Below are 21,671 nucleotides of genomic sequence, written 5' to 3' on the forward strand. Positions count from 1 at the left end.
AAGTACTAAGCGGAGCGAACAAAGGGCTCCGTCGTGCATGATTCTCCGCATTCCTCTGCACGCTCAACGGGGCCTGAGCTGCCAGAAAGCGACCGCGCTGGCCGCAGCCACGTTCAGCGAATCCACGTCGTGAGACATGGGGATCCGCACGGTGTAATCACAACAGGCGAGCGTGCGGGGCGACAGACCGTCGCCTTCCGTGCCGAACAGGACCGCCAACTTCTCCTCTGCCATCAGCCGCGGATCGTCGATGGGGACGGAGGATTCGCTCAAAGCCATGGCGGCGGTCTTAAAACCCAGCTCCTGCAGGCGCGCGATCCCAGGCTGCGGCCACTGGGAGGCGTCGCTTCCGATCCTGGTCCACGGGATCTGAAAAATGCTGCCCATGCTGACCCGTACCGCACGGCGGTACAGCGGGTCGCTGCACGACGGGGTGACCAGCACGGCGTCCATATTCAGTGCGGCGGCGGAGCGGAAGATGGCGCCGATGTTGGTCGAATCCACGATCCCTTCCAGGACCGCAACCCGGCGTGCGCCGGAGCATACCTCCTCCACACTGGGCAGGGGGGGACGGCGCATCGCGCACAGCACGCCGCGGGTCAATGGGTACCCGGTCAATTGGGCCAGCAGCTCCCGGGCAGCGGTATAGACGGGGATGGCTCCGCAGCGGGCAATGACGCTCTGGCCCTGTCCATCGATGTGCCTGCGCTCCATCAAAAGGGCGACGGGCTCATATCCGGCGTCCAGGGCCCGCTCGATCACCTTGGGGCTTTCCGCGATAAAGATCCCCTTTTCCGGCTCCAGTCGGTTGCGCAGCTGGGCTTCCGTCAGGCGGGCAAAGAGATCCAGTTCCGGCAGTGTAACGTCGGTTACCTCAACGATCTTAGGCATTGACAGCTCCTTCCGCAGAGTACGGTCCTTCCGTGCGCCGGCCAGCGCGCCGCAGCCGCAAGGCCTCCGGCCCGGCCGGAGGCTTATTCCTTGCCGCCGGAGAGAAGCGCCCAGAGGGCGGCGGGGTTGTCCGCAATGGTCTGGGCGCCGTGTGCGGTGAGAAAAGCGGCGTCCCGAAATCCCCAGCTGACCGAGATACAGGGCAGACCGGCGTTCTGCGCGGTCTGGATATCCACATCGGAATCCCCCACGTAGACCGCCCGCTCCCGGGCGGCGCCCAGCTCCTCCAACGCGCGGAAGACCGTATCGGGGGCGGGCTTTCGGGCCACGTTGGGGGATTCCCCGATGGCGACCGGGATACGCTCCCCCAGATACGTCAGGCACAGTCCCTTGACCGCGCCGTCAAACTTATTGGAGACCACCGCCGTCTGGATGCCCTGTGCCCGCAGCCGGTCCAGCAGCTCCAGAATACCGGGGTAGGGAGCGGTCCTGTGCTCCATATTCAACAGGTAGTGGGCCCGAAAATCAGCCAGACAGCGCGCCTCCAGCTCCGGCGGGGTACCGCGGGGCACGGCCAGATGGAGCAGACGGGCCACGCCGTTGCCCACAAACTGACGGACCTCCTCCAGCGTGCGCGCGGGCAGGCCGTGCAGGGCCAGGGCGTAGTTGGTGCTGTCGGCCAGATCCCCAAGCGTGTCGAGCAGGGTGCCGTCCAGGTCAAAGATAACGGTGTCATAGGGTCTCATTGCCATTCAGAGCCTCCAGTTGTGGGATCGGGCGCCGCGGCGGCGCCGCCGGAAAAACCGCATTGCATCTGCTTCAGCAGGCGTTATTAGAATGTCTGCTGAAGCAACCGCCAAGCGGTTTATTGGTGCGGCCGCCGCCGCATCATTTCATCAAAAGGGCTATTTGTAGCCCCTTTGATGAAATTGAGACATTGTTACAATGCGTATTTCCGCTGGAGTGCCGTATTGCTCCAGCGGAAGGGGCAAGGTTTTCTGGCTCATTTGCCAGAAAACCTTGCGCCTGAACAAAGCCAATTGGCTTTCTTCGGTACGCATTATTATAACACCGTTTTCTTAAGGATGGAAGAGCCGGGCCAGCAGAAACCCAAGCGCCCCGCAGCCGGGAAAGGTGAGCAGCCAGGTCAGGGCGATCCCGCCCGCGACGCCGCGGTTCACCGGGCCGCCGGAGGCCGCGCCCACGCCCAGGATAGCGGCAGTTTTGGCGTGGGTGGTGCTTACCGGCAGTCCTGCCAGCGTACAAAACAGGAGACACGCCGCGCCGCCCAGGTCGGCCGCGAAACCCTCCCCGGGGGAGAGAGACACCATATCCCGGCCCACAGTGTTGATGATGCGCCTGCCGCCGATACCGGTGCCCAAGGCCATCACGCCCGCGCAGAGCAGCATCAGCCAGCCCGGAATGGAGAATACCCCCTCGGCGCGGCCTCCGTCCGTCAGCGCGCAGCCCAGCAGGAACACGCCCAGGAATTTTTGCCCATCCTGCGCCCCGTGGAGAAAGGCCATGGCCGCCGCTCCGGCGACCTGCCCCCGGCGCAGCAGGCCGGCGCCGGGCCGCAGCCGGACCAACAGACGATGACAAAACCCGCCGGCCCAATACCCCAGAGTTACGGACAAGCCCAGCCCCAGCAGGACCCGGCCCCACGCCGCCCCCTGTACGTTGGCCCACCCGCCGGGCATCGCCAGGGCGGCCCCGGTGACTCCGGCCACCAGCGCATGGCTCTCGCTGGTGGGGATGCCGAAGCGCCAGGCCAGCGCGGCCCACGCCACAATGGCGCACAGGGCCGCGCACAGAGCGGACAGAGCGGCCCTGCCATCCCCGCCGAAGTCTGCAATGGTGTATAATGTCTCGGCCACCGTGGCGTTGTATGCGGTCATACCGGCCACGCCCAACAGATTGCACACGGCCGCCAGCACCGCCGCCCGCCGGAAGGGAAGCACTCCGGTCGCCACCGCGGTGGCGATGGCGTTGGGCGCGTCCGTCCAGCCGTTGACCAGCACCACCGCCAGCACCAGCAGGGCGGTCAGCGCCAGAATCGGATCCCCTGCCGCCCGGGCCAGAAAGTCCCCAAAGGAAGAAACCAAACGAACACCCCCCGTCCAGTGTACGGGGGGTGCGGGTGAGATATGAACGGATGGGGGTCGGCGGATCAGAATGCCCAGGATGCGGGCGGCTACCGCGGCCTGAGCGGCATCCAGAGTGGCCCCCTTGAGTTCGGCGCAGGTCTCCGAGAGCGTGATGTGATCAATGGTACATTCGGACAGGTCCACGCCCTTGAGGCAGGTGCGGAAGAAATCGGCTCCGGTGAAGTCCACCCGCTCCAGCTTCAGGCAGCGCAGCCGCAGTTCGGTCAGCACGCTCTCACTCCAGTTGGAGTCCGCAAGCTCCACGTTCTCCCAAGCGCCGCCGGAGAAGTTGGCGTAGCGAAAGCGGGAGCCTGAAATACGGGTCGAGCGGAGACGGCTGCGGCGGAAGTCGCAGCCCTCGCCCTTGCAGCCGGTGAGCGCGCAGTCCCGCCAGTAACTCTGGGCAAAGCGGCAGCCGGAGAAATCACACTCTTCCAGCCGGACGCCGTAAAAGCTGGTCCGGGTGAAATCGCACTGTGTAAAGCGGCAGGCTTCAAAGGAAAGCGCCTTCAGGTCCAGCTCGGAGCAGTCCAGCCCCCGCAGCGTCTCGCCCCGAAAGCGTCCGCCCGCCAGAAGTCCGTCCTCCCGGGCGCGCTCCAGCGCCGCGGAACATGAGGGGGCCATGCCGGTCATCTCCTTTGCATCGTCAATACAGCCCGATGGTCGCCAGAATGCGCTGCACATCCTCGGCCCGGCGGCTCCAGGCGGCCTGGGCCCCATGCTCCCGGCGGCGCAGGCGGGCCCAGTCCCCGGTCTCGGCCAGAGCCCGTCGGCAGAGCCTGGCGTATTCCTCCGGAGAATGCGCGCCGTAGACCACGTCGGGAAAGGGTTCCACCTGTTCGCTCCGGTAGAGGGCCACCACGGGTTTTCCAGTGGAAAGGTACTCATACAGCCGGGAGGGCACCACGTCGTTCTCCGGGTCGCCCCGCCGGGGAAGGTCCAGGCACACGTCAAACCGGGAGAGGTAATCGGGTACCTCTACCGGTGGCACCGGGGACAAAAAGCGCACGTTGGGCAGCCGCTCCAGCGCCCGCGCCGCGGGATTCTCCTCCCGGCGGCCCAGAAAAACAAAGGAGCACCGGGGCAGAAGCTCGGCGGCGCGGAGAACGGGGGTCAGATCCAGGTCATGCCAGAGCGTCCCCGCATACCCCAGCACGGGGCCCTCCAGGCGGCGCAGGGAGGCAGGGCATTGGCAGCCCTCCCGCACGAACATGGGGTGGTTGACGCCGTTGGGCAGCAGGGCAATGTTGTCGTTGCAGGGCGAGAGGTGATCGGCAAGCCCCTGGGAAGCCGCAAAGATCACGTCGGCGGCCAGAGCCAGATCGCTCTCCCAGCGCAGGGGAAGGCCGGGCCAATCCCGGTCGCAGTCATACACCAGGGCCCGGAAGTTCAGGTGCTCCAGCAGGTGTACCGCCTGGGGAGCGGTGCACCAGAGCACGGGTTCCCGGAAGCGGTGGCGGTCCAGCTGCTGCTGAATAAAGCGGGCCTGCCGGCGCCAGACGCCCCGGAACAGGAGCTGATAGCGTTCCTCGACCGCGGGTACCGGGGGGAGGGTATAAACCGTCAGGCCGGGGCGCAGTTTGCGCCCCGGCTTCCGCCAGCGCCTGCCCGGCGGCTCAAAATAGAGCACCTGGGCGCCCTTCAGCCGGGTCATCAGCTGCTGGGTGCGGGTGGGTACGGCCTGCCACGGAGCGCTGGCCAGGCATACATATTGGTTCATGGCCGGGTCACCTCGCCTCCAGAAGCCGCCGGGCGGTCTCCTGGTTGCGGCGCTCCACCTGGCGCAGCCGGTCCACGCCGCCGGAGAGGAATTCCGTATCCCCGATGCGCGCGCAGGCGGCGTCGATGTGGGCGCACAGGGCTTCCAGCGTCACCTGGTCCAGATCGGTATACAGATCCTGGCCGATATAGGACAAAAAGGAGCTGATCTTCTGGTCGTACACCACGCCTACCAGGGGCACCCCCTGTCCGGCGGAAAAGACCAGCGCGTGCAGGCGCATGGACACCACGGCCTGCATCCGGGCAAACAGGCCGATGGTGTGGTCGGAGCGGCCGGTATCCTCCAGAATGTGATAGGGCGCCTTCATGTCCCGGGCGGCCAGCCGGGCGGCGCTCACATCCAGCCGCCGTTCGATGGGCAGAAACACGGGGATCAGGCCGTAGGCTTCCCAGGCGTAGTCCGCCGCCGCGCCGAAGAGCGCGGCCTTCTCTTCAAAGCCGGGCCAGGGCCGCAGGGCAAAGCCGATGTAACGCCCCTGGGGATCCAGTCCCTGCCGTTCCAGCAGGCCGTCCACCACCTGGGGCGGGGCCGCGGGGAGGATAACGGTGGGGTCGGCGGAGAGGACGACCTCCGGCCGGGTGACGCCCATATCCTCCAGCTCCGCCTTGGAGTGGGTGTCCCGCAGGGTGATGGCGTCCACATGCCGCTGGAGCACCCGGGCCGCCCGCCGGCGGTTGGCGGGGGCATGGATGGGGCCGATGCCGCAGCCGTACATCATCACACGGTTGCCCAGCAGTTTGGCCGCAGAGATGGTAAACAAATAAAACCACAGGGAGCGGTGGCTGGTCACGTCCTGCATCAGAGAGCCGCCGCCGTTGATGTAGAGCCGGGTCCTGTGCATCCGCCACAGAAAACGGGGGAAGGCGAAGGTGTAGATCGAGTTGACCCGATAGGTCCGGCGGGTCTCCTCCGGATTGCGGGAGAGGACCCATACCGGAAGATCCGGGTCGATCTGCCGCAGCTCGGTGACGATGGCCTCCAGAATGGCGTCGTCTCCGGCGTTGCCGCGGCCATAGGCGCCGCACACCAAGGCCCCGTCCCGCCGGTAGGCGCGTTCCTTTCGGCGCAGGATGGTCTCATAGATCGTGAGCTGCCGCTCCAGGGTGCTCTCCAGGGAGTAGTCCTGTCTGGCCCGCTGGTAGAGCCGCTCACCCAGGTGTTTCCGCAGGACGGGGTCCCCGGCCAAAGCGGCCAGATGGCGGGAGAGCCCCTCCGCATCCCCGGCCTCGAACAAAAGGCCGTGGATCCCGTGCTCGATCAGATAGGGTACGCCGCCCACCCGGCTGGCCACCGTGGGCAGGGCGGCGCGGGCCCCCTCTGTGAGGGAGTAGGGAAAGGTCTCCGACAGGGAGGTGAGGGTATTCACATCGATGGCGTGATAAAAGCTGTCGGTATCGGTGATCCACCCGGCGAAGCACACCTGCCGCTCCACGCCCAGCTCCCGGGCCAGGTTTTTGAGCATCTCCATCTCATCGCCGTCTCCGGCGATGAGCAGCCGCAGATTGGGACACGAAGAAGCGGCCAGGGCGAAGCCGCGGACCAGGGTGGCCACGTCCTTTACCGGGTTGAGCCGGGCGGCGATACCGACAACGACGGAGTCTTCGTCCGCTTGCAGGCCCACCGAGCGGAAATACTCCGCGCGGGAGAGCGCGGGCGTGCGGGGGGTGAAGTCGATGCCGTTATAGATGGTGAAGAGCCGGTCCGGATCAAACCCGCGGGAAATGAGCAGATCGGTCATGGCGTCGGACACGCCGATGCGGTAGTCCAGCCGGCGCAGGGCAAACGCGTTGATGCTGCCATAGGTCAGACGGGAGAAGGGGCGGCCCAGATAATCCAGCCGCCAGTCCGAGTGGACGGTGGTGACCACCGGCAGTCCCGTAGCGCGCCGCAGCAGGGCGCCCATCATGTTGCCCCGTGCCCCGTGGCAGTGGATGAGCTCATAGCCGCCCGTGCGGATCAGGCGTTTGAGGGCGGAATAGGTGCGCAGCAGATTGCGGCCGGGGAAGACTACGGTAGGGATGCCGAGCGCCCGGGCCTCCTGCGCGAAAGGGCCCTCCATAAAGCAGACCATGGTCACGTCGATGCGCCGGGACAGGTTCTGAAGCAGGGAATGGACGTGGGTCTTGGCGCCGCCGCTGTCGCCGCCGGAAATCAGGTGGATGACCTTCATCAAGAGGACCTCCAAAAAAGACTTGTGAATCAGTGGCCGGATATGGTACAATACCGGAGTGCCCCTGTATTGTACCAAGTATTATGTCAATTTACAACCTCGGAGGATGCAAAAGATGATGGATGAAAAGGGCCGTCTGTTCGGCAAGATCAATATCGTGGACCTGCTGGTGATCCTGGTGATCATCGTGGCGGCGGTGGTGCTGGGCGTGAAGTTTTTGGGCGGGAACAACAGCGCCATCAATCCCAAGACGTATAAGGTTACGTATACCGTGCTGGTGGAGAATGTGGAGCCGGAAGTCTATGAGAATATCCAGGAGCATATCCCCTCCACGCTGATGGCCTCCGGCGAACTGCTCAACGGTCAGGTGACCGGCGTGACCGCCGTGGAGCATGAACAGCGCGCCCGGCTGAGCGATACCGGCAATGCGCTGGTGCTCCCCATCGGGGATGGCAAGCTGGATCTGACCTTCACCATCGAGTGCAATGTGGTCAACGTGATCACCACGGAGATCGGCACCCAGGAAGTGCGTATCGGCAAGACCCATATTGTCAAGACCGATAAGTTCGAGCTGGCCAACGGCACCATCCTGAGCTGCGTCTGGGAGGAAAACTGAACCTGCGGAAGAAAACGAGCGGGGCGGCGGTTTTACCGCCGCCCCAGTTTGGCTGTCTGGAGGAGATCGGATGCCCCAATGGTTTTGGACGGCGGACGGCGCCGTTTTGCTGTGGATCCAGGAGACGCTGCGCTGCGCCCTGCTGGACCCCATTCTGATCGGGTATACCCACATGGGAGACGTGGGGCTGTTATGGATCGCCCTGTCCCTGCTGCTGCTGGCGTTCCGGCCCACCCGAAAGGCGGGGATGCTCGGCCTGCTCGCTCTGCTGATCGGCATGCTCTGCACCAACGTGGTGCTGAAGCATCTGGTGGGCCGGGCGCGGCCCTGGCACACGGTGGCGGGGCTGGTCCCGCTGATCGCGGAGAACGATCCCAACTCCTTTCCTTCCGGCCATACCTGCGCAGCCTTTGCCGCCGCAGGCGCCTGGTGCCGCACGCTGCCCCGCCGGTGGATGAAGCGCGCCGCCGTGGCGCTGGCTGCGCTGATGGGCTTCTCCCGGCTGTATGTGGGGGTGCATTTCCCCAGCGACGTGCTGGCAGGCCTTTGCGTGGGGCTGCTGAGCAGCGCGCTGGCGTGGCTGCTGTGGCGCCGCTTTACCGCCTGGAGGGACTTGGAGCGGAAAAACTGACCATTCGGGGGACGCGCCCCCATGCAACGGCATGGTCCGGTCTTATTTCTCGTACTCCGGGCACTGATACCGGGGCTTGCCCCGGCTGGCCGTTCCATACTCGATGGCCCCGGCCGGGCAGCCGCAGATGCAGGCCATGCAGTGGGTGCAGCGGCCGCCCCAGACGGGCGTCCCGTCCCGCAGCCGGAGGTTGCCCAGCGGGCAGGCGTTTTCACACTTGCCGCAGCGGATGCAGGCGTCGGAAACCGTGAAGGGCTTGGCCCTGACGATAAACCGGTAGAACGCGGCGTTGACAATGCCGGACTTCAGCTTGTCGGTCAAACCGGCCTTGACTGCGGGGAAGTCCCGCCCCGACCGGATGCAGCCGATACCGCGCTCCAGCGCGGGCTGGGCGGCGGCGATGATCTTGCGGGCCTCTGCCTCCTCCGGGGCGTCGAACAGGGCGATATAGTTTTCCGGCATGACGACAGGGAGGGTTCCGCGATGGCGGAGCCCTTTTTTCCTGCAGAGTGCCTGGTTGTACCGCGCTGCATTGCCGATCTCGCTGCCGCAGGTCATGACGAAGTAAGCGTCCCGGCTGCCCGCAAAACTGCCGTTTTGGATCAGCCGGGCGAAAACCCGGGGCAGCTGCCAGCCGTAAGTCGGAGCCGCAAATACCCAGGGCTTCTCCGAAAACAGCTCCGCCGCGATGCCGTCCCGGATGAAGGGAACGGCGTCCAGCAGCGTATCCTCCAGTTGGTCCGCCAGCTGCTGGGCACAGTACCGGCTGTTGCCGGTGCCGGTAAAATAAACGATCAGATGGATCCCTCCTCAGATGACGATTCCCTCGCAGTGGCCGCTCCCATGCTGGATGATCCGGGCCGTCCGCCCGGCGAAGGTCTGGAAGCGTACCTGGAATTTTTCATTGCCGTTGCAGACTTCTCGGGCCCTGTATGCTTTTCCTCCCAAGCGTTCAATACCGCAAGCTGTTCGGGCGTGTGGAACCAGTGCTCGCCGCGCTCCATGACGGTCAGGCCGCAGCCGAACCGGCGGGCGAAGGCGTCCGCCGTATCCCGATCTGTCAGGGTGTCCCGCCCGGCATATAAGATCTCGGTGGCGGCGTTCCATTTCGTGATGGGGTGGGCCCGGACGTATTGCAGATACCGCCAGGAGAGCGTCTCGCCGAAATCAGTGGCGATCTCGCCCTCACGCTCCAGCCGCGTCTCGTCGACCAGGGCCAAGCCCATCCGGTTCCGGATCAGCTGTTCCATGTCCAGCACCGGCGATACCAGCAGCGCCTGCTCCGGCGGCATGTCCGCCAGGGCCAGCAGGGAAAACCACGCGCCGATGCTGTTGGAGCGCAGGCTGATGCGGCCCCAGCGCCCGCGCAGGTACGCCATCACGCCCCGCAGTTCCGGGACGACCTGCCAGGGGACGAAGCCCGATTCCTCTTTCCGTGCGCCGTGTTCGGGCAGGTCAATGGCCAGCACCTGCGCGCCCTTGGGGCAGACGATCTCCCCGAAGGCCGCCCCCTCTTCCTTGCAGCCGCATTTGCCGTGGACGAACAGCCAGACCCGGTCGGACGGCTCGCCGTATAACACGGCGGAGATGCGGCCGAGCAGTAATACGTTCCGTTTCATGGCGCGGCCTCATGGAAGGATTCGCTTTAAACCGGCGACATCCAGTAAATTGACGGTTTGGAACTTTCCCTGATAAAACACCGCCCAGTTATTGAATACGCAGGGCAGCTCCTTTGCTTTTTGCAGCGTATCCACCTGAAGAAAGGATGCCGGGACCCCGTTCTCCTCACAATAGGTCTGGAGCCGCTCCACGCTTTGAACAACAAAGGGACACTGAAAATCATAGTAAACGGTCAGTTCCCTGGGCTCAATTTCCTGCCGCTTTGCGTTTGGGGCGAACTTCGGCATGGTCCCATCAAAGGAAAGCGCCAGCAGCGCATAGCCGTTTTCCGTGGTATCGGCCACCTCAAAGCCATATTTCTTCGCAAAAGTCTGGTCGGAGAGCCAGGCTTTTTGCTTGGCCGCTCCCAGCATGCAGACGCCGGATTTTCCCTGCGCCCTGGCATCCGCCAGGCAATACTCCATCAGCGCCGTTCCGTAGCCCTTTCCCTTTTGTTCGCCGTTCACCCACAGGCAGTACAGGTAGAGGTAATTGTCCCCGGTGACCGGGACCCAAGCCGTCTCCAGGGGTGCGTATTCCACGAACACCGCAGCCCTGGCGTTGAGCTTTCGAAAGACATGCCCCTCCCGCAGGCGCTCTGCAAGCCATTGCCGCTTGGCCTCCACACCCGGATGGGGCTTTTTGCTGCGGATGATACAGCACAAATGCTCACTTGCCAGGTTCTCCGGCGTCAAGTTGATAAAGTCCGCGCACATGTGATCGTTCTCCTCTCCACAGACGGGGGGGGGGGTTCCCCGTTCTTCTGCTGTACAAAACACAATGCAGGAGGACCGTTTGCTTCCAAGGTCGGGTCAACCTGCTTCGGTTCGTTCCGGCCCGCGATGGCGGCAAAGCGGAAACGCACCAAGGCCATCCGTATCCCCAAACCGCTTCTTGCCGCGGCCCCTTTTTCCGGCCCCGCTACCGGGCTCCTCCCGATCCCCGTCCCCCGAACATCCGGAGTGATTTGCCAAGGGAAGAGGCGCATGGGGCTATAGGGTCAGCCGGTTCATTTCATCCTGCAGACGCGCCAGGAACTGTGCGGCAGGAGCGCCGTCCATCTGGGTATGGTGAAATTGAAAAGAGACGGGAAGCGTTGTGCTTAAAAATCGCTTGCGATATCTCCCCCAAAGCAGAAAAGGATTGTTGTAAAAACCTGCATAGAGATTGACCATACCGTCTATTTCATAGCCGGCCAGTGCAGAAGTGCCGATCACCATCCAATCTTCCCCCAGACAATACGCTTCCCCGGTCGCGCAGACTGCTTGGGTCAGCCTGAGATAATCCAGGTTGAATTGCTCCAGGTGGTCGGAATAGGGAATGTCACAGGTGCTTAACTCGCCATCCCGCGTCGTAACGACGGTATTGACGGCGAGCTTGTCATACTGCATGAGCTTATCCCCGACCGGGAGAATATAAAATTCCTCCGTCTGCGCGGCCGCCTTGCCGATGCACCAGCACATGAGCATATGGAACTTACAGCCGCTTTTGCGGCTTACCCGGACAAGGCGCGTTACATCCAGAGTTTTGAACAGCGTCACCATCGGCATGGGCGCTTTCATCCATAGCTCGAACGCCGGAGCGCGTTTTGTCTGTTTCGGATCGATTTCTTTTGCCATTCCGTTTCCTCCGTCAATCAACACGGGCCAAGCCGTCCGGGACGGCGCCGCTTTTTTGCCATGCCCCGCATGCCGATAAAAAACGGCCTGCCGGCGTTTCCAATCTTGCGGGGATGGGCCTGTTTCCACTTTTTGAAACAGGCGTTAATCCTCGCAATCCCGTGACTTGCGCCGCCTCTTTGCCTGAACCAGCGTATAGCTCATGTCGATCAGGTTTTTGATCTCCTCGTTCGAAACCGTGCCGTTCAGCAGGATACTGACCCAGCTGCTCTTGTTCATGTGATACGCGGGCAGAAATCCCGCCTGCAGCCACAGAGAACCAACAAGCAGTGGGGCACATTTCACATTCAGTACCTCCGCGTTCCCCGTGCCGGCCAAACCCAGTTTGTCCCTGGGTACGTCCATCATCACGCCATACCATTTACCGCGGGGCTTCGCAGCACTGCATAGCGGGGATAACGGGCCCACGGATCGTCCGGAAGCGTCACTGCCGCTGCACCCATTCCAAGACCGCCTGTCGATCCATGAAGGAACCACTCCTTATCTTTTTTCCCACAGACCGCGCCGGTCCGGCGCCCACTGTTCCGCCCTGCACTCGATCACCAACTCCTCCAGCGACGAGAGGCTGGCCGCGATGAGGACGATGACCAACGTCCAGCGGGACCCGGTCAGCACCAGCGCAAAGGGGTACAGAGCCAGCAGAACGCCGGTACACTTGTTTCCCCAGGTGTGCAGAAAGCCAAAGCGCCCGAAGCGCAGCCGGGCGGCCAGCGCCGCGGCAAGACGGACCGCCGCGGCGACGCAGATCCACAATGTCAGCCAGGGATCCGGGGCGGCCAGGGGCCAAAGCCGCCATACCAGTACCGCCGTTACCGCCAGATCCGCCGCCGAATCCAGCCGCGCGCCGAACGCGGAGCAGGCATTCAGGCGCCTGGCGGCCAGGCCGTCCAGCACATCGGTCAGGCAGCAGAGCAGGTACAGCGCCAGAAACCGCGTTGAGACCTCGGCGGCCAGCAGCCCCAGGGCCAGCGGGAACCGTGCTGCGGTGAGCAGGCTGGGCAGACGGTTTCTCATGGAAGCTGCCCCAGCACGGCTGTGATATCCTTTAAAATCAGCGGCTGCATGCTGTCGCGGTAGCGGCTCAGGTCGGCGTGCTCAAGCGTCCGGCGGATGCGGGGGATCAGACGGGGCTGGGCCGCGGCGATTTCCGGCAGCGCCTGAATGCACTGCCGGGCGGTAATGGGCTTCTCGTCGGTGACGTGGCGGAAAAATTCGTCCATCAGAGCCTCAAAAGCCTCCGCGCTTGCCCACCGGGCATTGGCGGCGAGAAGGGAAATGGCGCGGTTGCGCACCAGAGAATTTTTGTGGCGGAGGAGCGCTGCGAAATCCGCCAGGTAGGGCGCCCAGCGGCTGCTTTCCCGGCTTTCCGCCGCGATCTGGTCTGCCCAGGCGCGGGCGTCTTTCGCGTCCCTGCTGGTCAGACGGGCGATATAGTTGGATGGTTCCATACTGGCTCCCTCCTATTTCGCACGTGCGAAGTCATGTGCCTCCCGCAGCCAGCCCGTCTGCGCCCCGGGCGGCTGCGCCGCTTCCAATACGATGACGGGGCGGGCCCGGCGGTTGGGATAGGGCGCCGCAGCAGCAGCCGCCCGGGGCGAATCCGTCCGGCAGGAGAGACCGAAGAACAGCAGTTCGCCGGTTGCCGCCGGAATCGCTCCTTTGCTGCCAGTATACCACGCAAATCCTTGCAGGGAAAGACTTGTGTACCGGGCTGTGCGCAAATCCGAGACAAATCTTGCGTTTTGGCAGCGACAGGGTTATAATCACCTCGTGGTCCGGACCCGCGGTCCGGCCAACATCAACGGTTAGGAGATTGCTGTTTGAAACACAACGCCTTGGAGATTGTGGGCTGACCGGGAGGTTTGCCGGACACGATCTCACGAACCTCCCATCATTGCCATGCTACAATTTTGAGGAGGTAACCCCTATGAACCAAGATTACACCATCCGTTTGGAAACGAAAAACGACTACCGCGAAGCGGAACAGCTGACGCGCGAGGCCTTTTGGAACGTGTACCGCCCCGGATGTCTGGAGCATTATGTCCTGCACGTCCTCCGGGACGATCCCGCCTTTGTCCCGGAGCTGGATTTCGTGATGGAGCGGGACGGCAGGCTGATCGGCCATGTGATGTATCTGCGCTCCGAGATCCATGGGGACGACGGACGGGTCATCCCCATCATGACCTTCGGCCCCATCAGCATCGCGCCGGACTGCAAGGGGCAGGGCTACGGGATCCGTCTGCTCCGCTGCTCCATGGAGGCGGCCCGGAAGCTGGGAGCAGGCGCCCTCGCCATTACCGGCAACATCGGCTTTTACGGAAAATCCGGCTTTGTGGTGGCCTCGACCTGCGGCATCCACTATTTTGCGCAGCCGCGGGAGGCGGAGGTGCCCTACTTCCTGATCCGGGAGCTGGAGCCCGGCTTCCTGGACGGCGTCACCGGCGTATACCGTGACCCGGAGGGCTATTTTGTGGACGAGGCGGCCGCGGAGGCGTTCGACGCCCTGTTCCCGCCCAGGGAAAAGCGGAAGCTGCCGGGGCAATTGGTGTAGCGAACAAGGGAGCGGCCCATTCGGGCCGCTCCCTTGCCGTATGGCGCTCACGGTTTCTCTTTTACGGCGATCCAGATCTCGCAGGTATAGTCCGGGTTTTGGACGTCCGCCGAGGGATAGACCTCCAGCTCCACGCCGCTGCCGTACTCGTAATTGCTCTGGGGGAAGAACTCGGTGCAGATTTGCTGATAGGTCTTTTGGAACGCATCGGGCATCTTGCCCTTGCAGGTGAAAACCGCGTAGGTGTGCGCCGGGATCTCGATGACCTCCAGCCCCTCGTCCTTCACCTCGGCCCCGTTGTAGGGCGCGCCGATCCCGTAGGGGAATGCGGAATCGTCCATCTCGCCCGAGAAGCAGATGCCCATCAGGCCGTCGATCAGATGGAAATCGGCATACTTGCAGATGGCCTCTATGGTCCCGTTCCGGCCGCATTCGTTCCAGAATGCCGAAATGTCGGCGGTGGCCATGTCGCCCTGGGGCTTGAAGACCTGTTTTTTCCTGCAGATTACCGGAAACGCGTCCTTCGCCACAATTCTGTAATCCATCGTGTTGCCTCCTGTTAAAATCAATTTGACGGACAACCTGGAAAAGGATTTGACCGTTCCGCCCCGTCGCGCGTCGGTGGGGCTGATGCCGTGGAACCGGGCGAAGGCTCTGGAAAAACTCTCCGGGGTGTCGTAGCCGTACTTCATGGCGATGTCGATGACCTTTTCGTCCGTCTGCTGCAGCGCGCAGGCGGCCAACGTCAGACGCCGCATACGGATGTAGTCCCCCAGTGTAAAGCCGCAGAGCATCCCAAACATTCTCTGGAAATGAAAGGCTGAGGAGCAGGCCTGCTTTGCCGCCTGCTCATAGTCGATCGCTTCCGTCAAGTGGGCTTCGGTGTAGTCCAGCGCCCGCTGAATCCCGGTGATCCAGTCCATGGCAGATCCCTCCTCCGTCTGAATGGATTATCGCAGATTTCGGCAGCAAAAGCCTGACATTCTGTGCTTTGTGTTGTCAGGCCTCGGAACGTTTCACCGCCCGCAGTTCGATGTACCCTCTGCCGCCCCGGGGCTCCAGCTGGATACGGGGATTTTCGTCGTCCCAGCGGTAACCGATGAGGCCCGGGTCGTAGCGGTCCATGGCCTCCTGCACCGCCTGGATCGCCTCGCAGAAGTCCTCCTCCGCAAAGGGCTCTCCCTGGAACATCAGATAGGACGCGGCGGGCAGCCGGATGACGTCGAAGCCTTCGGGGACGGGGCCGTCGTAATCCTGCGCCACTTCCACGCCCTGCACGTAGGAGGAGGTGCCGGGCGTCTGGTAGGGCGGGCGCAGCCACAGGCACACCGGCTCGCCGCAGAGGGATTTTATGCTGGTGAGCACGCCCCACACGTCGCAGCCTACTTCTTCACAGTAGCCCATGTACTCCTCCGCCTTTACGCCCCGCTTGAGGATGACCTGACGCTCAGGCTTCTCCACCACTTGGATGAACACGTTTTTGATCCCGCTCATTTCACATCGCTCCTTATGCAAATATTCCCGGAATTTGACGCCGTAGGCGGTAAAAAGAGCGAGAGGGACCGGGCGCATGGCATATTCCTTGGGGTTGCAGCCGAACTCCCGCAGAAAGGCCCGCTGGTAGCCGTCCACGCTCTCGAAGCCGCAGTCATAGGCCGCGTCGATGATGCGGATGCGCTCGTCCCGCAGCCGCAGGGCGGACTTGGAAAGCCGCAGGCGGCGGATGTAATCGGCAGGGGAGCAGCCGGTGTGCTCCCGGAAGATGCGGCGGGCGTACCAGGGGGAGAACAGCGCCGCCCGGGACAGGCCGGCCAGGGTGATCTCCTCGGCCAGGTGGGCTTCAATGTAGTCCTGCATCCGCTGGACGGCCAGAATCGGTTCCTTCACGCGCTTCACCTGCTTTGACGTGCTGATCCGGATGCGCAGGCGGTCAGGCGAAAATCCTTGGCCCGACCGCGGGGGGCAGGGCTGCGGGGCCAAGGCCCTGCCTCCTCAGGGAAACGCATCCGTGTTTCACCTGAAATACGCATTGTGACAATGCCCGCATGCTCCCAAACGTCTCTGGCGCCCTGCGGCCAAAGCGTATTGCGCTTTGGTTCACAGGCATTATTATAACAAAGAGCAAAGGAATTTTCTCGACGTTTTTTGCTCCGTCAAAAGGCTCTGCTGGGTCCGGGCGTTTTTTCAAACGCGCCGAGACGGCGGAAACCGCATTGTTGTGGCGGAGGGGGCCGGCTTCCTCACGGCGGCGGCGGAACAGACCCATCGGTGCGCGGCCGTTGGGGCGTTCCAGCATATAGGCGCTGCCGTGCCGGCGGAGGTGCGGTTCTTTCAGGCCGGGAAAACAGCGCCGCTCCCAGCGGTGCAGAACAGGCGGAAACTTGCATGGTCCGTTGCATCGTTCCTCTCTGCGCAGACGTTGAAACGGAGATGACGCATGCCGCCGCTCCTTCTGCTGATGGGCCGGTTGGGCGATACCCCCGGTTGGTGATGCCTGCGGCTGCCCCGCCTTTTTTCTATTGTACCATAGGTTTAGGCGTCTGTGCGTACTTTTCCGGCAACTTTATGGCAGGATCTGTTTTGGTACTTCCTCTCCGACCCCTCCAACGCGTTGGAGGGGTCGGAGAGGCCGGGAGCCGAAGCCCCCGGCCTCTCAGTCGCTAGTTATTCACTCCGCATCGGAAACAGGGTTTTCAATCATATTGCCGCCAATGGTAAAGACCACATCAAGCAGCTTTCCCTCACGTGTCTGGTCAAGGGAGCCATAGCCGATATCCATAGCGGAAGTACACCACGCGGTGGGGTCCTCATTCCAGTAGCCCTGCAGCTCGACAACAGCAGGGTCACCGGCCTTAGTGCCGGTGGTGTTAACGGAAGCATCAATTGCGCCTGCCAGCATATAGGCATGGTGACCGGTGCCGATACCTGCGGCGGCGGTGCCGCCCACAGCAACGATTTTGGAGTCTCCGGTGATGTAGATGGTTGTTAAATGGTTTGCGGCTTCATTCGTGTAACCGTTATAGCCGGAGCCGATACCGGCGCCATAGCATCCACCTTTTGCTTCCACCGTGGAATCATTGATTGTAATCGTTGACGTATAGCCGTTAGCATTGATGAGAGAGCCGCCCACACCGGCACTGTCAGTGCCGCCTTGAATATTGGTCAGCGTGCAGCCGTCTATTTCGATAACGGGATTGCTCCAGTATTGGCCGCCGATGGCCGCGGACTTCGCGCCACCCTCTGCCCGCTTTACGGTCGTATTGTTCAGGATAATGGTGTTGCTGGTTGCACTCAGGCCAATACCGATGGCAGCGCCGCCCTCGGGGGACTTTTTGTGCCATGTATCATCTTCATCGCACACGCTCTTTACCCAGCCGCCCTTGGCATACGCAATGGCAGTGCCCTCAATTTTCAGCGTGCCGGTCATGTTGCCGCCGATGCCGAAAGCGTGGTTCCCATAGCCCTCGGCGGTCAGGGAGAGCATATCGTGGATGTAGATGGAGCCAACCGTATCCTTGGCGTTGCCAATACCGCTGCCGTATTTCCCGCTGTTATTTTCTCCGTCGGTCCCGCCATTTCCTAGGGCGGTCAGCGTATCGCCGGTGAGCTCCAAACTGGAGCCGGAAGGGACCTCGATGCCGTCGCCGCCAGTGGCCCCGGCGGCGGTGATGCTGCCCTTAACGGTCAGCATCACCGTCCCGTTGATTACAATGGCGGATTCGACCTCGGTGGAGGGGGCGATGCGGGAACCGTTGGCCGCGCCCACCAGAGTAGTGCTGCCGGTCAGGGTCAGGGAATCGGCGTAGCTTTCGGGGAGTTTCAGGGTCATGGAACCTTCGGCCTCGGACACATCATTGCCGCTCACCGCTGCACCCAGGTTCCTGCCGACCTCATAGCTGGCATTGACATCCTTTGCCCCGTAGAAATTGGTCTGCTGGTCCGCGGTAATGTGGGCATGGAAAACCATGTTTCCGGAAACGGCGGTTTCGTTCTGGGCGCAGCCCACAATTCCGCCCACATCACGGTAGGCGGAGAGGTTCACATCTTTCACGGCGTTCCCGCTGACGGTGTTGCTGCCCTCTCCCAGATAGCCCGCGATGCCCCCAACCTTGTCGCCGTTGTCGTAGGAGCCGGTCAGGTTGTCCGGGGTGGCGCTGATGGTGGAGTTCTCCACAGTACAGTTTTTGATCTGTCCATAGACATACCCGGCGATACCGCCCACATAGCGGTTGCCGTGGATGGTTGCGTTCTTCACGGTCACGCCCTCGATGGAGCCGCTGTTATAGATGGAGCCCGCCACGGCGGCAATCCCGTTGCTGGTGGAACCAGAGGCGGCACCGTAGGAGACGCTGTCAATGGTCACACCATCCAGAGTGAAATTCCTGGCTGTGCCGTTCAGGGCGCCAAAGAAGCCGGTGGCTCCGTATTCGACGGCTGCCTCCACGGTCAGATGGGAAATGGTCTTGCCGCTGCCGTCGAAGGTGCCCTGGAACTTATTTGAGCTGTCCGCATTGCGGCCAATGGGCGTCCACGTCTCGTTATTGAGGTCGATGTCGCTCATCAGAGTCACGGTCATACCGGAATAGGCGGCACCGTTGTTGACGTTGTCCCGGAAGGTTTTAAGGCCGGCCACGCTGTAAATCCCATAAGCGGAGGCCGCCTCGTCGTAGACGATGCCGTTCTCCGTCCAGTCCTTGCCGTCCACAATGAGCTTGCCGGTGCCTGCCGTGCTGTACGCAGCGCCGACCAGGCCGTTATAGTAAAAGTCGGTCACATTTGTTTTCGTCACAACATCATAGCTGCTCAAGGTACCGGTATAAGAGCAGTTGGCCAGGGTAACGTTGGTGTTGTTCTGGTTGTGCCACACACCAGCGATTCCGCCGATCTCATAAGCATCGGAAGAAGAGGAATGATCTGTGTTGCCGGGCCCGGTCAGATAAACGTTGCCGGAGCAGGCGCAATTTTCAAAGCTGTTATTATAATGGGCGATGCCGACGATTCCGCCCACATCGCTGGTGGTCCCGTAGACGTCGATGTTGGAGGTCACATTCTTTACGGCGACGCCGCCCTCGCCCATGAAGCCGGCCACGCCGCCCACATAGGTGCGGTAGTATTCGGAATCCGCCTTGACATAGCTGCCCTGGCTGGCGTTGATGGTCAGGTCGGTCAAGGGGGCATAAGCGTTTTTGCCCAGCATACCGCCTACATAGGCATAACCCTCCACCTGGATCGAGCCGGTCAGCGTGAGGTTGGTGTATTTAGAGGTGTAGGGAGTGCCGGCCACGACACCGACATTCAAGTAGCCCTTCACGCTTGCGTTGCTGATGGTCAGATCTTTGACCTCGCCGTCTGTCGTAAAACCGAACAGTCCAACATTAGTTTCACTCGCCCGGTCAATGGTCAGGTTGGAGATGGTCTTTTCATTGCCGTCGAAAACACCCTGGAAGGAATGGCTTCCGTCACCGATGGGATTCCAGTTTTCCACGTCGCTCAGGTCAATATGATCCATCAGCGTCACGGTCAGGTTTTTATAGGTGGTCCCTTTATCGACCGCATTTGCAAAGTCCTGGAGTCCCTCCAGGGTATAGATGTCCAGATTACCGCTTTCGTCGGCGGCGCTCTTTACCACCATCAGGCCGCCTGCGGTATCCGCCTCAAAGGCCGCCGTCTTGTCGCCGATCTTGACCGTCAGGCCATCGCCCACGGAGGTCAGCTTGACGTTCTCCACCGCAGCATACGCCAGCGTGCCGGTCAGGGTCCTGCCGTTGGTATTGAGGATGATGGCCTTGGAAATGGTCAGATCCACATTCTCTGCATCTGCCAGCAGGACCACGGCGTCGCCGTCCTCGGCGGCGGCAATGGCACTGGATAGATCGGTGTAATAGACCGCGCCCACGCTGGCCACATAGGTCTCGGCTTTTTTTGCGCCGCAGGCGGCGCAGGTATAGGTCCCCACATAGGTTTCGGTGTCCAGCACCATCTCGCCCCAAATGTGGCCGACAGACTCGGAATAGCGGCAGATCTGGCAGTTGTGGACATGCTTGCTGCTGTCGTCGGGATCGGGTGTCCAGTCGTCAAAAGTACAGATCGCCGTTTCCGCTGCGGTGCACCCTGTTGTCTGGCAGGTGCGGCTGTGGGTGTTTGCACTTTCATCATGTGACCAATCGTTCCAGTTATGGCTGCCGGTGCCGGATTCGCTCCTGCGCTCGATGGAGCCGCAGACAGCGCAGGTACGGGTCTGCTCGTCCGTGACGCAGGAAGCCGCAGAGGTTTCCCATGCGCCCCAGGTGTGGTCTGCCCGTTCGATTTCTTGGGTATAGGTGCCGCCGCAGTTATCGCAGGTATATGTCATGATGCCGGTGCTGGAACAGGTAGCCGCTTGGGTTAGTTTGCCCTCGTCCCATTTGTGGCCCAATGCAGGGATCTCGACGCTGTTCTGAACCGCTCCGCAGGCCGAGCAGACCTCATACTTCTCGCCTGCCTCCTGGCAGGTGGCGGCCTTCAGCACAGTCTCCGCATAACTATGTCCGGTGGCCGGAATGGCCTCTGTGTAACTGTCGCCGCAGGAGCAGGTATACGTTTTCACGCCCTCTGTGGTACAGGTGGGCTGGGTGGTTACCGTCCCGATATAACTGTGCCTGTGGCTGGAGCCGCCGGAGGAACCGCCGCCGCTGTTGCCGGACCAATGGGCGTACAGAGTCAGGTCCGCGATAATCGCATCATCAAAATCAAACTTCGTGCCGCCGGTCGTTTTGGTGTACCAGCCGTCAAAGTCATAGCCGCTGCGGGTCGGATTCTTAGGCTTCTCAACAGTCTCGCCAGCATCGACCTTCACAGTCTCGTAAGTACCCTTGCTGCCATAGTTATACTCGAAGGTAACAGTGAACTCACCTTCCGTCTCAATACCGCCCAGGATCTCTTCGCAGAAACGATACAGGATCACTGCGGCCTGTGCGCGGGTGGCGCTGCCTTGTGGAGAAAGGGTAGTGTCACTGGTGCCGTTCACCAGGCCGGAATGATTGGCCCACTGCATGGCGACACGGGCATAGCTGCTGATGCTGGATGCGTCCGAATAGCCGGACAGGTCGGCGGCTCCGCTCACATCATACTCCTTATACGCGGCGTAGCGGTACAGAATGGCCGCCATCTGCTCCCGGGTGATGGGGTCGTTGGGGCCGAACCTGCCGTTCCCATAGCCGCCTACAATGCCGTTTGCTGAGGCCCATTCCACGGCGTCGGTATAATACCGGCCTGCCGTCACATCCGCAAAGGTACCCGATGTGGATACGGCGGGGGTGCCCTCCAGCCGGTGGAGGATGGTCACGATCATGCCGCGGGTGGTCGTGGTGTCCGGGCTGAAGGTCGTGGCGCTGGTGCCGCTCATCAGCCCGTTTTCATAGACATACTGCACTTCATCATAATACCAGTCTGTTGACTGGACATCCCCGAAGGGGGAGACGCTGGCCGCTGCTGCAGATGCAGGCAAAAAGGTCATTGCCATGCAAAGCACAAGCAGGCTTGACAGGAATCGTTTCATGTTTTTCGCT

18 protein-coding genes are annotated in these 21,671 nt (G+C 62.2%); 3 read left to right on the forward strand and 15 right to left on the reverse strand.

Annotated elements, in window-relative coordinates; translation table 11 throughout:
- Nucleotides 1-63: 63 nt before the first annotated feature.
- From H8S57_RS13090 to csaB, 5 genes are all read right to left on the reverse strand, one after another.
- Entirely contained in the window at nucleotides 64-891 is an 828-nt protein-coding gene (locus tag H8S57_RS13090) for a TrmH family RNA methyltransferase (protein WP_186908482.1), read from the reverse strand.
- Nucleotides 892-974: 83 nt separating this feature from the next.
- Nucleotides 975-1,637, reverse strand: a complete 663-nt coding sequence (locus H8S57_RS13095; RefSeq protein WP_186908511.1) for an HAD family hydrolase — start codon at nucleotides 1,635-1,637, stop codon at nucleotides 975-977.
- A 333-nt stretch (nucleotides 1,638-1,970) separates the two neighbouring features.
- Nucleotides 1,971-3,662 carry an inorganic phosphate transporter gene (locus H8S57_RS18085; protein ID WP_186908484.1) on the reverse strand — a complete coding sequence of 564 codons (1,692 nt, stop codon included), beginning with the start codon at nucleotides 3,660-3,662 and terminating at the stop codon, nucleotides 1,971-1,973.
- A gap of 22 nt (nucleotides 3,663-3,684) precedes the next feature.
- On the reverse strand, nucleotides 3,685-4,758 hold the full coding sequence (locus H8S57_RS13110; RefSeq protein ID WP_243204822.1) for a glycosyltransferase family protein: 1,074 nt from the start codon (nucleotides 4,756-4,758) through the stop codon (nucleotides 3,685-3,687).
- 7 nt (nucleotides 4,759-4,765) lie between these two features.
- A complete protein-coding gene (gene csaB, locus H8S57_RS13115; protein WP_186908485.1) occupies nucleotides 4,766-6,988 on the reverse strand; it encodes a polysaccharide pyruvyl transferase CsaB in 2,223 nt (740 codons plus the stop codon).
- 115 nt (nucleotides 6,989-7,103) lie between these two features.
- On the opposite strand from csaB, the gene H8S57_RS13120 reads away from it, so the two are divergent.
- Nucleotides 7,104-7,604, forward strand: a complete 501-nt coding sequence (locus H8S57_RS13120) for a DUF4330 domain-containing protein (protein WP_186908486.1) — start codon at nucleotides 7,104-7,106, stop codon at nucleotides 7,602-7,604.
- Between the two features lie 70 nt (nucleotides 7,605-7,674).
- Complete coding sequence (locus H8S57_RS13125; RefSeq protein ID WP_186908487.1) at nucleotides 7,675-8,235, forward strand: phosphatase PAP2 family protein; 561 nt, start codon at nucleotides 7,675-7,677, stop codon at nucleotides 8,233-8,235.
- A gap of 42 nt (nucleotides 8,236-8,277) precedes the next feature.
- Here H8S57_RS13125 and H8S57_RS13130 read toward each other — a convergent pair whose 3' ends face one another.
- The 7 genes from H8S57_RS13130 to H8S57_RS13160 form a co-directional block, all read right to left on the reverse strand.
- Entirely contained in the window at nucleotides 8,278-9,039 is a 762-nt protein-coding gene (locus tag H8S57_RS13130; protein ID WP_352408283.1) for an EFR1 family ferrodoxin, read from the reverse strand.
- Nucleotides 9,030-9,854 (reverse strand): alpha/beta hydrolase, encoded by an 825-nt coding sequence (locus H8S57_RS13135; RefSeq protein ID WP_243204823.1) that lies wholly within the window; start codon nucleotides 9,852-9,854, stop codon nucleotides 9,030-9,032. Before H8S57_RS13135 ends, H8S57_RS13130 begins: the two co-directional genes overlap by 10 nt.
- A gap of 9 nt (nucleotides 9,855-9,863) precedes the next feature.
- Nucleotides 9,864-10,610, reverse strand: a complete 747-nt coding sequence (locus H8S57_RS13140; RefSeq protein WP_186908488.1) for a GNAT family N-acetyltransferase — start codon at nucleotides 10,608-10,610, stop codon at nucleotides 9,864-9,866.
- Nucleotides 10,611-10,886: 276 nt separating this feature from the next.
- The gene (locus H8S57_RS13145) at nucleotides 10,887-11,513 is read right to left on the reverse strand and encodes a CatA-like O-acetyltransferase, family 2 (protein WP_186908489.1); all 627 of its coding nucleotides are present in this window, start codon (nucleotides 11,511-11,513) and stop codon (nucleotides 10,887-10,889) included.
- Nucleotides 11,514-11,657: 144 nt separating this feature from the next.
- Nucleotides 11,658-11,921, reverse strand: coding sequence for an MmcQ/YjbR family DNA-binding protein (locus H8S57_RS13150; protein ID WP_369807628.1), 264 nt, complete (start codon nucleotides 11,919-11,921; stop codon nucleotides 11,658-11,660).
- Between the two features lie 132 nt (nucleotides 11,922-12,053).
- The gene (locus H8S57_RS13155; protein WP_186908490.1) at nucleotides 12,054-12,587 is read right to left on the reverse strand and encodes a CDP-alcohol phosphatidyltransferase family protein; all 534 of its coding nucleotides are present in this window, start codon (nucleotides 12,585-12,587) and stop codon (nucleotides 12,054-12,056) included.
- Nucleotides 12,584-13,021, reverse strand: a complete 438-nt coding sequence (locus tag H8S57_RS13160) for a SufBD protein (protein WP_186908491.1) — start codon at nucleotides 13,019-13,021, stop codon at nucleotides 12,584-12,586. Before H8S57_RS13160 ends, H8S57_RS13155 begins: the two co-directional genes overlap by 4 nt.
- Before the next feature lie 479 nt (nucleotides 13,022-13,500).
- On the opposite strand from H8S57_RS13160, the gene H8S57_RS13165 reads away from it, so the two are divergent.
- Entirely contained in the window at nucleotides 13,501-14,124 is a 624-nt protein-coding gene (locus tag H8S57_RS13165; RefSeq protein WP_186908492.1) for a GNAT family N-acetyltransferase, read from the forward strand.
- A 47-nt stretch (nucleotides 14,125-14,171) separates the two neighbouring features.
- Here the strand turns inward: H8S57_RS13165 and H8S57_RS13170 are convergent, their stop codons facing one another.
- The 3 genes from H8S57_RS13170 to H8S57_RS13180 all read right to left on the reverse strand — a co-directional run bounded on the left by H8S57_RS13170 (nucleotide 14,172) and on the right by H8S57_RS13180 (nucleotide 21,661).
- Entirely contained in the window at nucleotides 14,172-15,047 is an 876-nt protein-coding gene (locus tag H8S57_RS13170; protein WP_186908493.1) for an effector binding domain-containing protein, read from the reverse strand.
- Nucleotides 15,048-15,123: 76 nt separating this feature from the next.
- The gene (locus H8S57_RS13175) at nucleotides 15,124-16,011 is read right to left on the reverse strand and encodes an AraC family transcriptional regulator (RefSeq protein WP_287880547.1); all 888 of its coding nucleotides are present in this window, start codon (nucleotides 16,009-16,011) and stop codon (nucleotides 15,124-15,126) included.
- Between the two features lie 781 nt (nucleotides 16,012-16,792).
- The gene (locus tag H8S57_RS13180; protein WP_186908494.1) at nucleotides 16,793-21,661 is read right to left on the reverse strand and encodes an S-layer homology domain-containing protein; all 4,869 of its coding nucleotides are present in this window, start codon (nucleotides 21,659-21,661) and stop codon (nucleotides 16,793-16,795) included.
- Nucleotides 21,662-21,671 lie beyond the last annotated feature (10 nt).

This window comes from Lawsonibacter hominis (assembly GCF_014287895.1).
Lineage (GTDB): Bacteria > Bacillota > Clostridia > Oscillospirales > Oscillospiraceae > Lawsonibacter_A > Lawsonibacter_A hominis.

Bases quoted from the DNA above. Each gene is read 5' to 3' on its own strand.
- csaB (WP_186908485.1), bottom strand. From the start codon at position 6,988: ATGAAGGTCATCCACCTGATTTCCGGCGGCGACAGCGGCGGCGCCAAG.
- H8S57_RS13155 (WP_186908490.1), bottom strand. From the start codon at position 12,587: ATGAGAAACCGTCTGCCCAGCCTGCTCACCGCAGCACGGTTCCCGCTG.
- H8S57_RS13170 (WP_186908493.1), bottom strand. From the start codon at position 15,047: ATGGACTGGATCACCGGGATTCAGCGGGCGCTGGACTACACCGAAGCC.
- H8S57_RS13145 (WP_186908489.1), bottom strand. From the start codon at position 11,513: ATGGCAAAAGAAATCGATCCGAAACAGACAAAACGCGCTCCGGCGTTC.
- H8S57_RS13120 (WP_186908486.1), top strand. From the start codon at position 7,104: ATGATGGATGAAAAGGGCCGTCTGTTCGGCAAGATCAATATCGTGGAC.
- H8S57_RS13135 (WP_243204823.1), bottom strand. From the start codon at position 9,854: ATGAAACGGAACGTATTACTGCTCGGCCGCATCTCCGCCGTGTTATAC.
- H8S57_RS13090 (WP_186908482.1), bottom strand. From the start codon at position 891: ATGCCTAAGATCGTTGAGGTAACCGACGTTACACTGCCGGAACTGGAT.
- H8S57_RS13140 (WP_186908488.1), bottom strand. From the start codon at position 10,610: ATGTGCGCGGACTTTATCAACTTGACGCCGGAGAACCTGGCAAGTGAG.
- H8S57_RS13125 (WP_186908487.1), top strand. From the start codon at position 7,675: ATGCCCCAATGGTTTTGGACGGCGGACGGCGCCGTTTTGCTGTGGATC.
- H8S57_RS13150 (WP_369807628.1), bottom strand. From the start codon at position 11,921: ATGATGGACGTACCCAGGGACAAACTGGGTTTGGCCGGCACGGGGAAC.
- H8S57_RS13180 (WP_186908494.1), bottom strand. From the start codon at position 21,661: ATGAAACGATTCCTGTCAAGCCTGCTTGTGCTTTGCATGGCAATGACC.
- H8S57_RS13160 (WP_186908491.1), bottom strand. From the start codon at position 13,021: ATGGAACCATCCAACTATATCGCCCGTCTGACCAGCAGGGACGCGAAA.
- H8S57_RS13110 (WP_243204822.1), bottom strand. From the start codon at position 4,758: ATGAACCAATATGTATGCCTGGCCAGCGCTCCGTGGCAGGCCGTACCC.
- H8S57_RS13095 (WP_186908511.1), bottom strand. From the start codon at position 1,637: ATGAGACCCTATGACACCGTTATCTTTGACCTGGACGGCACCCTGCTC.
- H8S57_RS13165 (WP_186908492.1), top strand. From the start codon at position 13,501: ATGAACCAAGATTACACCATCCGTTTGGAAACGAAAAACGACTACCGC.
- H8S57_RS18085 (WP_186908484.1), bottom strand. From the start codon at position 3,662: ATGGCCCCCTCATGTTCCGCGGCGCTGGAGCGCGCCCGGGAGGACGGA.